This window comes from Mycobacterium malmoense (assembly GCF_019645855.1).
GTDB lineage: Bacteria > Actinomycetota > Actinomycetes > Mycobacteriales > Mycobacteriaceae > Mycobacterium > Mycobacterium malmoense.
This window is the reverse complement of the sequence record NZ_CP080999.1, coordinates 2,643,038-2,655,664: the sequence shown is the minus strand read 5'-3', so window position 1 is coordinate 2,655,664 and position 12,627 is coordinate 2,643,038. Positions and strand designations below refer to the sequence as shown.

Annotated in this window: 12 protein-coding genes and 1 pseudogene; 1 reads left to right on the top strand and 12 read right to left on the bottom strand. The window is 64.3% G+C overall.

The genetic code is table 11. The features are described 5' to 3' along the window. Nucleotides 1-11: 11 nt before the first annotated feature. The 9 genes and pseudogenes from K3U93_RS12305 to K3U93_RS12270 form a co-directional block, all read right to left on the bottom strand. Complete coding sequence (locus K3U93_RS12305; protein WP_071509403.1) at nucleotides 12-914, bottom strand: ESX secretion-associated protein EspG; 903 nt, start codon at nucleotides 912-914, stop codon at nucleotides 12-14. 97 nt (nucleotides 915-1,011) lie between these two features. Next, nucleotides 1,012-1,296, bottom strand: coding sequence for a WXG100 family type VII secretion target (locus K3U93_RS12300; RefSeq protein WP_066914016.1), 285 nt, complete (start codon nucleotides 1,294-1,296; stop codon nucleotides 1,012-1,014). A 50-nt stretch (nucleotides 1,297-1,346) separates the two neighbouring features. Further along, nucleotides 1,347-1,643, bottom strand: a complete 297-nt coding sequence (locus K3U93_RS12295; RefSeq protein ID WP_066914021.1) for a WXG100 family type VII secretion target — start codon at nucleotides 1,641-1,643, stop codon at nucleotides 1,347-1,349. Nucleotides 1,644-1,882: 239 nt separating this feature from the next. Beyond that, a complete protein-coding gene (locus K3U93_RS12290) occupies nucleotides 1,883-2,182 on the bottom strand; it encodes a PE family protein (protein ID WP_071511529.1) in 300 nt (99 codons plus the stop codon). 354 nt (nucleotides 2,183-2,536) lie between these two features. Further along, a complete protein-coding gene (locus tag K3U93_RS12285) occupies nucleotides 2,537-3,760 on the bottom strand; it encodes a PPE family protein (protein ID WP_083009670.1) in 1,224 nt (407 codons plus the stop codon). Nucleotides 3,761-3,776: 16 nt separating this feature from the next. Next, complete coding sequence (locus K3U93_RS12280) at nucleotides 3,777-5,033, bottom strand: PPE family protein (protein ID WP_083009672.1); 1,257 nt, start codon at nucleotides 5,031-5,033, stop codon at nucleotides 3,777-3,779. Between the two features lie 463 nt (nucleotides 5,034-5,496). Continuing rightward, nucleotides 5,497-5,893, bottom strand: a pseudogene (locus K3U93_RS25665) (PE/PPE C-terminal domain-containing protein); the annotation flags it as partial. A 288-nt stretch (nucleotides 5,894-6,181) separates the two neighbouring features. Continuing rightward, a complete protein-coding gene (fdxA, locus tag K3U93_RS12275) occupies nucleotides 6,182-6,508 on the bottom strand; it encodes a ferredoxin (RefSeq protein ID WP_071511526.1) in 327 nt (108 codons plus the stop codon). Nucleotides 6,509-6,544: 36 nt separating this feature from the next. Next, the gene (locus K3U93_RS12270) at nucleotides 6,545-7,936 is read right to left on the bottom strand and encodes an FAD-dependent oxidoreductase (protein WP_420915393.1); all 1,392 of its coding nucleotides are present in this window, start codon (nucleotides 7,934-7,936) and stop codon (nucleotides 6,545-6,547) included. Between the two features lie 104 nt (nucleotides 7,937-8,040). On the opposite strand from K3U93_RS12270, the gene K3U93_RS12265 reads away from it, so the two are divergent. Further along, nucleotides 8,041-8,982, top strand: coding sequence for a LysR family transcriptional regulator (locus tag K3U93_RS12265; RefSeq protein ID WP_071511524.1), 942 nt, complete (start codon nucleotides 8,041-8,043; stop codon nucleotides 8,980-8,982). Nucleotides 8,983-9,046: 64 nt separating this feature from the next. Here K3U93_RS12265 and K3U93_RS12260 read toward each other — a convergent pair whose 3' ends face one another. Genes K3U93_RS12260 through K3U93_RS12250 form a run of 3 tightly spaced genes read right to left on the bottom strand, consistent with a single transcriptional unit; the run spans nucleotide 9,047 to nucleotide 12,222 of the window. Next, complete coding sequence (locus K3U93_RS12260) at nucleotides 9,047-9,763, bottom strand: sirohydrochlorin chelatase (RefSeq protein WP_071511523.1); 717 nt, start codon at nucleotides 9,761-9,763, stop codon at nucleotides 9,047-9,049. Then, nucleotides 9,760-10,503 carry a phosphoadenylyl-sulfate reductase gene (locus K3U93_RS12255; protein ID WP_083009676.1) on the bottom strand — a complete coding sequence of 248 codons (744 nt, stop codon included), beginning with the start codon at nucleotides 10,501-10,503 and terminating at the stop codon, nucleotides 9,760-9,762. Before K3U93_RS12255 ends, K3U93_RS12260 begins: the two co-directional genes overlap by 4 nt. Before the next feature lie 51 nt (nucleotides 10,504-10,554). Beyond that, on the bottom strand, nucleotides 10,555-12,222 hold the full coding sequence (locus tag K3U93_RS12250) for a nitrite/sulfite reductase (RefSeq protein WP_083009802.1): 1,668 nt from the start codon (nucleotides 12,220-12,222) through the stop codon (nucleotides 10,555-10,557). Between the last annotated feature and the right edge of the window lie 405 nt (nucleotides 12,223-12,627).

The following is a 12,627-nucleotide window of genomic DNA, read 5'->3' as shown; positions in this document are numbered from 1 at the left end:
TCGTACGTATGTCAAACCCTGCTGTGGGTTTTCCACTCGCCGTAGGGCAGCGTGTCCAGCACAGTTTTGACGCCCACCTGCACCAGCTGTGGGGTCGCCGGGCAGATGGCCAGCCACGCCTCCCCCGACCCCGCGGTGCGGGCCTGCTGGTAGAGGGCGATGCGGCCACCCGAGCCATCTTTTAATGACAGCACCGAAGCGCTGGGGCCCTTGGCGTCGTCCCGGTACTGGCGCGCGTACACGGCAACCTCGGCCGCCGGGTCCGACAGTGCCTGGCCCAGCGCGGCCACCGTCGCGGCACTGATCCCCATTCGCCGCAAATCACCGCCGGAGAACACGTTGAAGCCGGACTCCTGCCATGACTTCGTCGCCTCCAGCATCTCCTCCAGCGGCACGTTGACCGCGTTGATCGCGGCAGGCTCTGCGTGGTGGATCGATTCCAGACCGTCCATCACCAAGGACGCGATCGAGGCGCTGTCGGCGATCGCGACGTCGTCGACGGTGATGTCGCTGCCGACGCGCACGGCCGACACCCAGTGCTGGCCGCGGCGGGCCAGCACCACCCGGAACTCGTTGTCGGGAATATCGCGCGAACCGGGCGGCTGGTTCTCGTCGTCGACGACGCCGTAAAGCAGCTTGCCCCGCGACAGCAAGGCGACAACCTCGAGGTCGGGCGCGGCGAGGACCCGCATTCGAGTGGCGACCTGTTCGTGTACCTCGTCGCCGACGACAATGCCCTGCTCACGCATCACCGCCATGCCGGGGTGTTCGTTGAGCCAGTCGTTCGAGTCAGTTGACACGAACGGTCGGCATCGCAATTCCGGCGCGACGTGTCGAATGTCGAGCAGCGCCTGAAGCATCCAAAAACCATCGACGTTGACGGTGATGTCGGTGCGGGTGCTCTGTTGGTCCATCAATACCCCAGAAATCGAAGTGGCCGAAATTTACGGAAAACTACAGGACGCGGCAGCACACCGACGGGTGGTGTGCTGCCGCGTCTGAAGTTGGGTTTTAGGCCCAGCTGGAGCCGACGGCGCTGTCGGTGCTGGCCATGTTGCTGCCGGCGGACTGCACCTTTTGCCCGTGGGCGTTGGCCTGCTCGTAGATCACCTGAAAGTTGCGGCCCAACTGGGTGATGAACTCCTGGCAGGCCACCGACCCGGAGCCACCCCAAAAGTCCCCAGCGGCCAGCACATCACGAACGATGGCCTGGTGCTCGGCCTCCAACGAAGCCGCCTGGGCACGAATGGTGGCGCCATGGGCGTCCACATCGCCGAACTGGTAATTGATCGTCATATCGGTGTTCTCCTAATGTCTGAAAGAGTACGCAGCCTCGGCGTTTTGCGCTAGCTGCCGAGGATTTGCTGGGAGGCCTGCTCTTGCTGCTCGTAGTTGTTGGCGTCGCGGATCAACCCGTCGCGCACCCCGTGCAGCATGTTCACGATGTTGCGAAACGCCTGATTCATCTGGCCCATGGTGTCGTACGAAGTCGCCTGGGCCTGCCCGCTCCAACCCGCGCCAGCGATGTTCATCGAGGACGCCCACATCTTGCGAGCCTCGTCCTCCACCGTCTGCGCATGCACCTCAAAACGACCCGCCATCGCCCGCATCTCGTGCGGATCGGTCATAAAACGTGTTGCCATGTTGCCTTTCTCCTTAATTCTCAGTGACTTGTTTTCAGTTGTGGTGATGATGGCCCGGATCGGTTACGCGCCAGCGCTCCCGCCGAGCCCATACAAAAAGATGTCCCCGCCATCCGTCGGCCGGCGACCGCCGGACGTCGAACCCTAACCACGGTGTTTGAGTTGACGAAGAAGTCATCGGATCCCGGGGCGCTTCGGCCCAGCCGTCAAACCCCGACATCCTTAACCGATGAACGCGATCAGCCGGCGGCCGCTGCGTTGGCGGCTTCCGTCGCGGCGTAGGAACCGGAGCTGATCCCCAGCGTGTTCACGAACTGCTCGTGAATCGCGGCGGCCTGGGCGCTGACCGCCTGGTACATCTGCGCGTGTGCGGCGAACTGGGCCGCGGTCAGCGCCGACACCTCGTCGGCCGCAGCTGGTACTACCCCGGTCGTGGGGGCCGCCGCGGCTGCGTTCTGGGCGCTCAGTGCCGAGCCGATCCCCTGCAGACTCCCGGCCGCCGCGGCCAGGGCCTCCGGCTGTGTGGTCACGAACGACATGTTTTCCCTCCTCGATTGCCTCCGGCACCGCTCTGTGCAAGAGAGTAAATGACAACATCGGTATCAAGTTGGCTCCGAGGCCACCTGTTCTCAATTGTTCACTGGATGGCACGGCAAATTCACTTTTGGTAACGACACAGTAACAGCGTGTGGCCGCCACCGCTGGCGTTCACAGGACGGTCACAGCAAACCGCCAGAGCCAACGCTCCGGCGTGACGGTTGAAGGCCTGCTGGCCAGCACGTATGAAGCTTAGCACCGGCCGGACGAATTCGCGCGGGAGCAAATGCCGTGTCCGGGCCGACGGAGAGGCCGCGCACCTGCCATATGTCGTCGCCATCTGCGGAGCCCGCAATCTATCCGCCGAGGGGTGGTCGGGCCATGACGGTGGGGCGGAATCCGTATCGGGGCCCGGCACCGCCAGCGGTGCCAGAGCCCACTCCGGCCAGCGGCATGCCGCCAAGCAGGTTGCCGGGTCCCCCGGCGGCCTCCGGGGCAGCGCTGATGGCGCTGACCGGAATGGCCGTGGCATGCGGTGCCGCCGCCGCACCACCGGCCCACGAGACCGGCACCGACAACTTGCCGATCGAGGTCGCACTGCCCAAATGCGCCGCCGCGCCGCCAGCGCCACCCAGCAGGCCTCCCAGCCCGGGCAAGCCCTTGGGGACGGCGGCCGCGGCCGCGGCCGCCGGCGCGGTGATCGCCCCGAGGGACTTGGCGATCTGAACACCGAAGTTGCCCATACCGACACTGAAATACGGCAGACCCTCGCTGTTGTAGAACAAGCCCGCGAAAGGTGTGTAGCCGTTGACCAACGCACCTAGGTTTGACGGCAGCGTGGTACCTCCGGTCAAAAGGAACCAGAGTTCGGTCAACGGATTATTGGTCGAGAACTGACTCACCAGCGACTGCGTCTGACCCGGGGTGGAGAGCGCGCCCAGCTGGCTCTGGATCTGGGTGAGGAAGCCTTGCAGGCTCTGTTGTAACGAGGCGGCCGGGGCGGCCTGGGCCGCCGCGGTCGTAACGGCCTGATTGGCGGCACCAGCCGGATTGGCAACCTGGGGAGCGTTTTGATACGGCGTCACCTTTGCCGCTGCCGCGGATTGACCGGCGTAGTTGTACAGCGCCGCGGCATTCTGCGCCCAAAACTCCTGGTACTGGGCTTCCAACTGCGAGATGATCCCGTTGTTTTGACCCAACACGTTGGTCGCCTGCGCCTGGGTCAGCTCGGCGCGGTTGAGCGCGATCAGCGGCGGGGGCACCACCGAGGCGAGCACGGTCTCGTAGGCCGCTGCGGCCGATTGAGCCTGGGCGGCCGCCTGCTCGGCCTGAGTGCCGGTAGTCGTCAGCCACTGCACATACGGCTGCACCGCCGTGGCCATCGACGCCGAGGCGGGCCCCAGCCACTCCTCGCTGGACAGCTGGGTGGCGATCTGGTCATAGCCCAAAGCGGCCGAATTCAGCTCGGCGGCAATCCCATTCCAGGCCGAGGCCGCCGCCACCAGGGACGTCGAGCCCGGACCCGCATAGATCTGCGCGGAGCTAACCTCCGGAGGCAACGAACCCAAATCAATTGTCATGTCCTGACCCTCTCAATTATCCGGCCGACGGCGGGCGCGTCAGCACGCTGTAGCGGAACCCGTATTTGTGGGTGTAGCCATAGCCCGCGGTGCGCCGACCTACGGCGCCGGTAGGGATTCCGCGCAGCAGGGCGTTCCCCGGCACGGCGTTCGCACCGGCTCGTACGGGAGCTTCTTCGCTCACCGCGCTGACGAGGGTTGCCTCCGATGTGGGGCTGCTCCAGTTGACCGGGACCGACAACATCCCGACCTTGCCGGCCTGGCCCGCGCCGGCCGACACCGCTCCAGCGGTGTGGGCACCCGCACCGCCCAGACTTCCCACGGCGCCCAGGTGCAGCCCGGCGAACTGCGGAGTCGGATACCAGGCACCACCGGCACCGGCCGTCGCACCCTGGCCAAAGGTCAGCTGCTGCGCGATCGACACGGCGAAGTTTGCTATGCCAGTCGGGAAATATCCCGTCAAAGTTTGCTTGATTATTGCGGTGTACTGAGCGGAAGCCAGCCCCAACCAGTTGTTGGTCGGGGTGGGCAACCCGTAAGTCAGCAGATCTTGTATCTGGTTCTCGATCATCGAGAACGGCCAAGTTGATGCAATCCCTGACGAGAGTTGCTGCAGCGTCTGCGGCACCGTAGCGGCGGAGACCAGCTGCGAGGTCGTCGTGGCCGCCGCGGTCTGCCCGGAGTTACCCGCCGGCTCGGCGGCGGCCTGAGCAACCGCGGCGCCTTGCTGCGCCACCGCATCGGGCGTACTGGTGTTGGGCGGTGACTGATAGGAGGTCAACTGCGTAGCGGCCGCCGATGAGGCGGCATAGCCGTACATCGCCGCGGCGTCTTGGGCCCACATCTCCACGTACTGGGCCTCGGTAGCCGCGATCACCGGGGTGTTCTGACCGAAAAAATTGGTCGCGATCAGCGTCATCAACAGGACCCGGTTGGCCGCGATCACCGGCGGCGGCACCGTCATCGCAAACGCCGCCTCAAACGCACCCGCAGCCGCCAGCGCCTGACTGGCGCTCTCCTCGGCCAGCCCAGCCGCCGAACTCAGCCAACTCACGTAAGGAACCACCGCCGACACCATCGCCGTCGACGACGGACCCACCCATGGCGCGCTGGTCAGCTCGGTGATCACCGAGTCGTACCCACTGGCCGCCGCGCTCAACTCTGCCGCCAGGGCATCCCAGGCAGTCGCGGCAACCATTATCGACCCGGCTCCCGGACCCGCATACATCCGACCGGAATTGATCTCGGGCGGTAACGCCCCAAAGTCCAACACTATGAACCGCCGGACTCGAACGACATGGGCTTCCTCGCAAGCTGGTTTCACAGACGATTTCGGGAGTTGCTCGCTAGTGAGGTTAAGTCGACACGATCCCCTGCCGCCGCGCCTCGATGGCGTCCCACCCAGAGCAGGCGAGACCCCCGATCCGCGATGCGAAGTGAACGTGCTTCGCGGCTCGCGGCCCGCAAGTCGCCTGCGTATAGGCCTCAGCCTGCGGAGATGCGTCGACAACCATGTCGGGTGACGGTCTGGGGGCGGCAGCCGATCGCTCCTCCCACCCGGCCTCAGGGGAGATGAAAACGCCCGCGCTGGATAAAAATCCGGTCGCAGATAAAGCCCAGACGGGTTAGCTAGAAGGCCAAACAGCAGCCATGAGAGTCGTTCAGCCACCCCCTGGTGGATGCGAGCCCCGCCGCGGGGTGGTGTTAGGCGGCAACCCAATTCGGGCTTGACGCGGCTATTCGCCGAGGGGTTGTCGGGCCATGACGGTGGGCGGAACCCGTATCGGGGCCGGGCGCCGGCTCTGGTGCCAGAGCCCGCACCGGCCAGCGGCATGCCGCCGAGCGGTTGCCCGGACCCGCGGCCGCCTCCGGCGCGGCGCTGACCGGGATGGCCGTGGCATGCGGCGCCGGCCAGCCCGGGCAGGCCCTTGGGAACGGCGGGCGGCCGCCGTCGCGGTGATCGTTCCCAAGGTCTTGGCCATCTGCACACCGAAGTTGCCTATACCGACACTGAAGTACGGCAGACCCTCGATGTTGTAGAAGAAGCTGGAGTAGTTTGTTGTAGCCGTTTAAGAACGTTGCGATGTTAGGCAGCGTGCTCTGCCCGCTGAGGAGGAGCCATATTTCGGTCAATACAGGCTGCGCCAACACGGCTTGTGACGTTAGCGACGACGTCGCGGCGGGCGAGGCAAGGCTTTGCAGCTGGCCGGGCTTGGCGGCAATGCTTTAGACAACGTCCAGATACGACGCGAGCTGTACGGCAACGAGATCGATCCGACGCGGGCGGCTTCGCCCCAGCACTGCACGTGAATCTTTGTTTGCTACAGTGAAACCCTCGGCGCGTTCATCGCCTTTGCGTCGTGCCAAGGCTAGCGGACCGTGAGTGGTATTCGAATTCTCGTCCATCGTCGCTTGAGGCCTTTAGTTAGCCTCTACCCTGTTCTCCAGATTCTTGACCGTGGCGGGGTCGTTTTCGGTCAGGCCGACTTTCGAAGCGCCACCGGGTGAGCCCAACTCTGCGAAAAAGTCGCCGTTGATCTGGCTGTACTCGCTGTATTCGGCGGGCAGATCGTCTTCGTAGTAGATGGACTCGACCGGGCACACCGGTTCGCAGGCGCCGCAATCGACGCATTCGTCGGGGTGGATGTAGAGCATCCGAGCACCCTCGTAGATGCAGTCGACGGGACATTCCTCGATGCACGCTTTGTCTTTGATGTCGACGCAAGGTTCGGCGATCACGTAGGTCACGGGATTTCCTTCCTTCCTTCTTCCTTCTCTCGCAGTTCAGTCGTGTGCGACCCGCAGCAACTCGGTCAGGCTGGCTAATTTAGCGCGCGGGCGCCCGTGCGGCTCGCCGGCTTCCCTTTCGAACCGGTCGATGGCGCGCCAGTGGGCAGCGGTGACCAGCTGCGGCTGGCGCGACTTCAGCCACTCGGCGAGTTCGGTACCGTAGTCGCCGCCGCGCTGCCCCGATTCCAGAGCTAAGTCTTTGAGCAAGGTGTCAACGGTGTCCTGGGAGCATTTCTTGTTGGTCCCGATCACACCGGAGGGGCCGCGTTTGATCCAACCGACCACGTATTCGTTGCGGCCGCCCTTGACCCGGCCGTTCACGTTGGGGATCGTCCCGGTATTTTCGTCGAATACCAGCCCCGGTATGGCCACGCCGCGGTAGCCGACCGACCGTACCACCAATTGAACGGCGACTTCCTCACGCGCGCCGGTGTCTATGGCCACCATCCGCCCGCTGGCGTCGGTAATCAGCTCGTTGCGGCCGAGCACGATGCTTTCCACCTTGTCGTCGCCTTTGATCTCAATCGGAGAGGTGAAGAATCGCAACACGATTCGCCGATGCCCGGGCCGGGGAGCGCGGCCAGCGTAATCGCGCAACACCTTGATGTTGTTCTTGGCGATCTTGCTCGCCGCGGCCGCATCCTCGTCGCTGATGCCTTCCAGGTCGGCCGGATCCACCACTACGTCGACGCCCTCGAGCTCGCCCAGCTCACGCAATTCCAGTGTGGTGAAGGCGCTTTGCAGCGGGCCGCGCCGCCCGATCAGCAGCACTTCCTCAACGCCACAGGAACGCAACGACTCCAACGCATGATCGGCGATATCGGTGGGTGCAAGCACCTCCGGATTGGTCACTAGCATGCGGGCGACGTCGACGGCCACGTTGCCGTTGCCCACCACGACGGCGCGGGAACCCGACAGATCGGGTGACATCTGTTCGAAGTGAGGGTGCGCGTTGTACCAGCCGACGAAATCAGCAGCGGCGAGGCTGCCGAGCAATTCTTCACCGGGAATATTGAGGGCACGGTCGGATTGGGCCCCGACTGCGTAGATCACCGCGTCGTAGCGCTCAGCGAGTTCGGCCGCCGAAACTTGTTCGCCTACCTTGATATTGCCGAAGAATCGGAAGCAAGGATCTTGGGCGGTCTTTTCGAATTGCTGGCTGATCGACTTGATCTTGGGGTGATCGGGCGCGACACCGGACCGCACGAGCCCCCAGGGCGTCGGCAACATCTCGATCATGTCGACAGCAACGTTCATCTCGGCCACCCTCAGTAGTGATGCGGCCGCAAAGAATCCCGACGGGCCTGAACCCACGATCGCAACGCGGTATTGACGCACCTCGCCTCCCTGTGTGGGTATCTGTACCTTGCGAGCTGGACGGGTCATGGCTCCTATGGTTCCCGCCTGAGCTAGACGTGAGTAGAGGTTTCGGTGTTGTGGTGTCACAAGCTAGCGTTGTGTCGCACGATTTGATTGTGAGGTGATCAACCATGCCGCTCAGCTCTTGGATGCCCGAACTTGCCTCGTTCGAAGTCTTTTTGGCGATCGCCGAGACAGGTGGCCTCGGCAGGGCGGCGCGCGAACTGGGGTTGACTCAACAAGCTGTGTCGAGGCGGCTCGCGTCGATGGAGGCCCAGACCGGGGTGACATTGGCTGTCCGGACCACCCGTGGCTCACAACTCACGCCCGCTGGCCTCGTCGTCGCGGATTGGGCTGCCCGCTTGCTGGAAATCGCCAACGAGATCGATGCGGGCATGGGTGCGCTCCGAAAGGAAGGCCGTGAACGAATCCGGGTGGCGGCCAGTCAGACGATATCCGAGCAGCTTATGCCGCACTGGCTGCTTTCCCTGCAGGCTGAGGCGACGCGGTGCGGTCTCACTGTTCCCCACGTAATCTTGACTGCCACCAACAGCGATCATGTCATCGCCTCGGTGCGCGACGGCACCGTCGATCTTGGATTTGTCGAAAATCCCGGTCAGCCCAAGGGATTGGGAAGCTGCGTGGTGGGTCACGACGAACTCGTGATCGTGGTGCCGCCGGGCCACAAGTGGGCTCGACGGTCACGGGTCGTGACTGCTCGCGAACTTGTGCAAACACCCCTGGTTGCCCGCGAGCCCCATTCGGGCATACGCGATTCGCTGACGGTGGCGCTCCGTCAGGCACTGGGTGACGACATTCAGCAAGCGCCACCCGTGCTGGAATTGACTTCCGCCGCGGCGATGCGCGCCGCCGTGCTTGCCGGCGCAGGACCGGCCGCCATGAGCCGGCTCGCGGTGGCTGACGACCTCGAGGTTGGCCGTCTGCGCGCGATCGCTATCCCAGAATTGGATCTACGGCGTAAGTTTCGCGCCATCTGGGTCGGCAAACGCACCCCACCCGCTGGAGCGATACGAGACCTGCTCAGCCATATCACCAGCCGCACAACCAGATAAGGCCCGCGAAGGACGGATTTGTTGAGACACTTTTGCCCACGAAAAGTCGACAATGGCAAACGGACTAGGCCGCGACGTGGCCCGTCAGCGCCTGGTCGTAACGGTCGAGCACTGTCTCAGCCACGAGCCGGTGGGGACCTAGCGGCGACGCCATCGGAATGCGGTTATCTTGCGCATAGGTCCACACGCCGTCGGTGATGCGCCCCGGTGCCAGGAACCATGGCGCGATGACGATCCGGCGGGCGCCGCGATGGCGTAATCGGCTGGCGGCGTGGGCCACCGACGCCTCGTGTCGGGTGGCGAAGGCCATGGCGGCCCCGGCCCACCGACTGCCTACCGCCAGCGTGGACGCGACCTGCGCGGTGCGCGCATTGGCGGCGGTGTTCGACGAGCCAACCGCCACCACCATCACCCCGAGGTCATCGTCGAGCGGGGAAACGTGGAGTTCGGTAAGGCGTTCGCGCAGCACCGATACCAGCCGCTCGTCTTCGCCGAGCACGTCGGCCCGTCGTATGCCATGTGCACCGGCACGCGCGATCTGTTTGGGGAGGTCGCGGCAGGCGTGGTAGGCGCTGGCGAGCAGTAGCGGACTGACGACCGCATCGCGGCTGTCCGGTAATTGATCGAGGACATCGATGAAGTTGGGCTCATTGAGTTCCAAGAATGCCAGCCGCACATCTAGGCCTGGCCGCATGCGCGCGAGCCGGTCGGCCACGGCCCGGGCATTGGCGGCTGATCGTGGATCTCTGCTGCCGTGGGCGGTGAGTACGAGTGCGCTCATGACGCGTGCAACCCACATTCGGTTTTGTTCCAGCCCCGCCAGCGCCCACTGCGTGGGCCGTCGCCTTCCACGGGCTTGCTTGTGCAGGGGGCGCAGCCAATCGACGGGTAACCCTCCTCGACAAGCGGGTTGACCAGTACTCCGTTCTGCTTGATGTAGCTGGCCACGTCCTCGTCGGTCCAGGTCGCGATCGGGTTGACCTTCACCAGGCCGAACGACTCGTCGAAGCTGATCAGCGGAGCATTGGCGCGGGTGGGCGCCTCCACCCGCCGCAACCCGGTGACCCATGCCGCGTAACCGCGCAGCGCTTTTCGCAAGGGGACGACCTTCCGCAGCCGGCAACATTCTTTGGGGTCGCGGGCAAACAAGTCTTTGCCCATCAGCTCGTTCTGCTCTTCCACGCTGTGCTCGGGCGTGACGTTGAGAAGGTAGATGTCGTAGACGGACTGGACAGCGTCGCGGGTGCCAAGGGTTTCGGCGAAGTGGTAACCGGTGTCCAGGAAGATCACCGGCACGCCCGGCCGTACGTCCGACGCCAGCGAAACCGTCACCGCGTCTTGCATATTGCAGGCCACTACCCACTTGCAAGTGGCCCAGCTGCGGGGTCCGTCGGTGCCGCCGAAGTGCTCATCGGTCCAGCGCAATATGTCGGTGGCGCTCGCTCCCTCCATCTCAGCCGCGCCGCGAGCAGCCAATTCACGCAGCTGTTCCTCGGTGAAGTCGGTCGTCACTTCGCTCATCTCATCCTCAGCCCGTAATGTCAGCGCTGTCCTTTGCGGTGTCCGTGGCCGCTATCGCAAGTCGGCCTCTTCGGCCCGCAGTGCCCAGGACGCGAAACGCTCGCCGCTTTCGCGCTGCTCGAGGAACTTGCGCGTCACACGGTCGATGTAGTCGCCGAGTCCGTCGCTGGTGACCTTGTGCTGGCGCAGTTTTCGGCCAAACCCGCTCTCCTCGCCCAGGCCGCCACCGAGGTGGACTTGGAAGCCCTCGACCGAATTGCCCTCGCCGTCGTCGATCCACTGGCCCTTGAACCCGATGTCGGCGACTTGAATTCGGGCACATGAGTTCGGGCATCCGTTGATGTGGACAGTGATCGGCACGTCGAGTTCGGAGTTGACATCAGCCAGGCGCTGTTCCAGCTCGGGCACCAAAGTCTGTGCCCGAACCCGGGTTTCGGCGAAGGACAGCTTGCAGAACTCGATACCGGTGCAGGCCATCGTGTTCTTGCGCCAACCCGACGGCTTCGACGGCAGGCCCAGCGCGTCCAGGCCGGCGACCAGCTCGTCGACCTTGTCGTCGGGCACGTCGAGGATGATCAGCTTCTGGAAGGGGCTGAACCGTGCCCGGTCGGAGCCGACCCGCTCCATCAGGTCGGCCACCGCCTGCAACTTGGTACCGGAGACGCGTCCGGCGATGGCGGCGACCCCGACGGCGTTCAGCCCGTTCCTGATCTTCTGCACGCCGACGTGGTCGATGGGGTGTGTGGCCGGCTCTGGCGCCGGGCCGTCGATCAGCTTGCGCTGCAGGTACTCGGTCTCTAGTACCTGACGGAACTTTTCTATGCCCCAGTCCTTGACCAAGAACTTCAGCCGCGCCTTGGCGCGCAGCCGCCGGTAGCCGTAGTCGCGGAACAGCTTGGTGACCGCCTCCCACACGTCGGGCACCTCGTCGAGTGGGACCCACACGCCGACCCGTTGGGCCATCATCGGATTGGTCGACAGGCCGCCACCCACCCACAGGTCCATGCCGGGGCCGTGCTCGGGGTGGTTGACGCCGATAAACGCGACGTCGTGGGTTTCGTGGGAGACGTCCTGCAGGCCCGAGATCGCGGTCTTGTACTTACGGGGCAGGTCGGCGTAGTCGGGGTTGCCCAAGAAGCGCCGGATGATCTCGTCGATCGCCGGCGAGGGATCGAGCACCTCGTCGAGTGAGTCGCCGGCCAGCGGGCTGCCGTGAATGCCACGAGGGCAGTCGCCGCAGGCTTCGGTGCTGGAAAGGCCGACCGACTCGAGTCGGCGCCAGATCTCGGGAACGTCCTCGATCCTGAGCCAGTGGAACTGCAGGTTCTCCCGGTCGCCGATATCGGCGGTGTCACGGGCGAATTCGGTGGAGATCTGGCCCAGGGTGCGCACCGTGCGCGCCGACATCGGCTTGCCGTCGGAGCGCACTCGCATCATGAAGTACTTGGCTTCGAGCTTGTCGATGTTCTCGTCGCCGGTCCAGGAGCCGTCGTAGCCCTGCTCGCGCTGGCTGTAGAGGCCCATCCATTTGAAGCGCAACCGTAGATCGGACTTCTCGATGCTGTCGAAGCCCTCTTTCGAGTATTTGTTGAGGATCCGATCCCGTACGTTCAGCGGCCCGTCATCGTGCTTGATCTGTTCGGTGTCGTTGAGCGGCTCGCGGTTTCCCAGCGCCCACTGGCCTTCGTTACGGGTCTTGGCAGGACGGGCAGTCGTCATGGTGCTCTCCTTCTCGACCATTGCCCGGGGAATACTGTCCGGCTAGATTCGCCAGGCGACACCGCGGGATGTCCAGAAATCTGTATCCGGCCGCATGGATCCCCGGCGAAAGGGGCGCGGGGCTGCCGTGCAACATCAACATTGATGCTGATTAGCGCGAGATACCTCTGGGTAGTTCGTTGGGCTCATGAGCCATCACTCTCATGCTGCACTGGGTACGAGGACGTCAACAAGAGCCTCCATGTTGTGAGGTCACAACCGTTGGTTGTGTATACGGCCTGACGTCAAAAGGCAGCGTTGCCGCCGCGCAGCGGCGTGCATACCATCGCGGCCAGCGCGTTGAACCTCCAGTGCGCGCCGGGGATTTACAGGAAATCTTAAGGAGTTTCAGGCCGAGCAATAACT

What these genes read in the sequence shown, in the direction of transcription:
- K3U93_RS12305 (WP_071509403.1), bottom strand. Translation starts at nt 914, where the DNA reads ATGGACCAACAGAGCACCCGCACCGACATCACCGTCAACGTCGATGGT.
- K3U93_RS12300 (WP_066914016.1), bottom strand. Translation starts at nt 1,296, where the DNA reads ATGACGATCAATTACCAGTTCGGCGATGTGGACGCCCATGGCGCCACC.
- K3U93_RS12295 (WP_066914021.1), bottom strand. Translation starts at nt 1,643, where the DNA reads ATGGCAACACGTTTTATGACCGATCCGCACGAGATGCGGGCGATGGCG.
- K3U93_RS12290 (WP_071511529.1), bottom strand. Translation starts at nt 2,182, where the DNA reads ATGTCGTTCGTGACCACACAGCCGGAGGCCCTGGCCGCGGCGGCCGGG.
- K3U93_RS12285 (WP_083009670.1), bottom strand. Translation starts at nt 3,760, where the DNA reads ATGACAATTGATTTGGGTTCGTTGCCTCCGGAGGTTAGCTCCGCGCAG.
- K3U93_RS12270 (WP_420915393.1), bottom strand. Translation starts at nt 7,936, where the DNA reads ATGACCCGTCCAGCTCGCAAGGTACAGATACCCACACAGGGAGGCGAG.
- K3U93_RS12265 (WP_071511524.1), top strand. Translation starts at nt 8,041, where the DNA reads ATGCCGCTCAGCTCTTGGATGCCCGAACTTGCCTCGTTCGAAGTCTTT.
- K3U93_RS12260 (WP_071511523.1), bottom strand. Translation starts at nt 9,763, where the DNA reads ATGAGCGCACTCGTACTCACCGCCCACGGCAGCAGAGATCCACGATCA.
- K3U93_RS12255 (WP_083009676.1), bottom strand. Translation starts at nt 10,503, where the DNA reads ATGAGCGAAGTGACGACCGACTTCACCGAGGAACAGCTGCGTGAATTG.
- K3U93_RS12250 (WP_083009802.1), bottom strand. Translation starts at nt 12,222, where the DNA reads ATGACGACTGCCCGTCCTGCCAAGACCCGTAACGAAGGCCAGTGGGCG.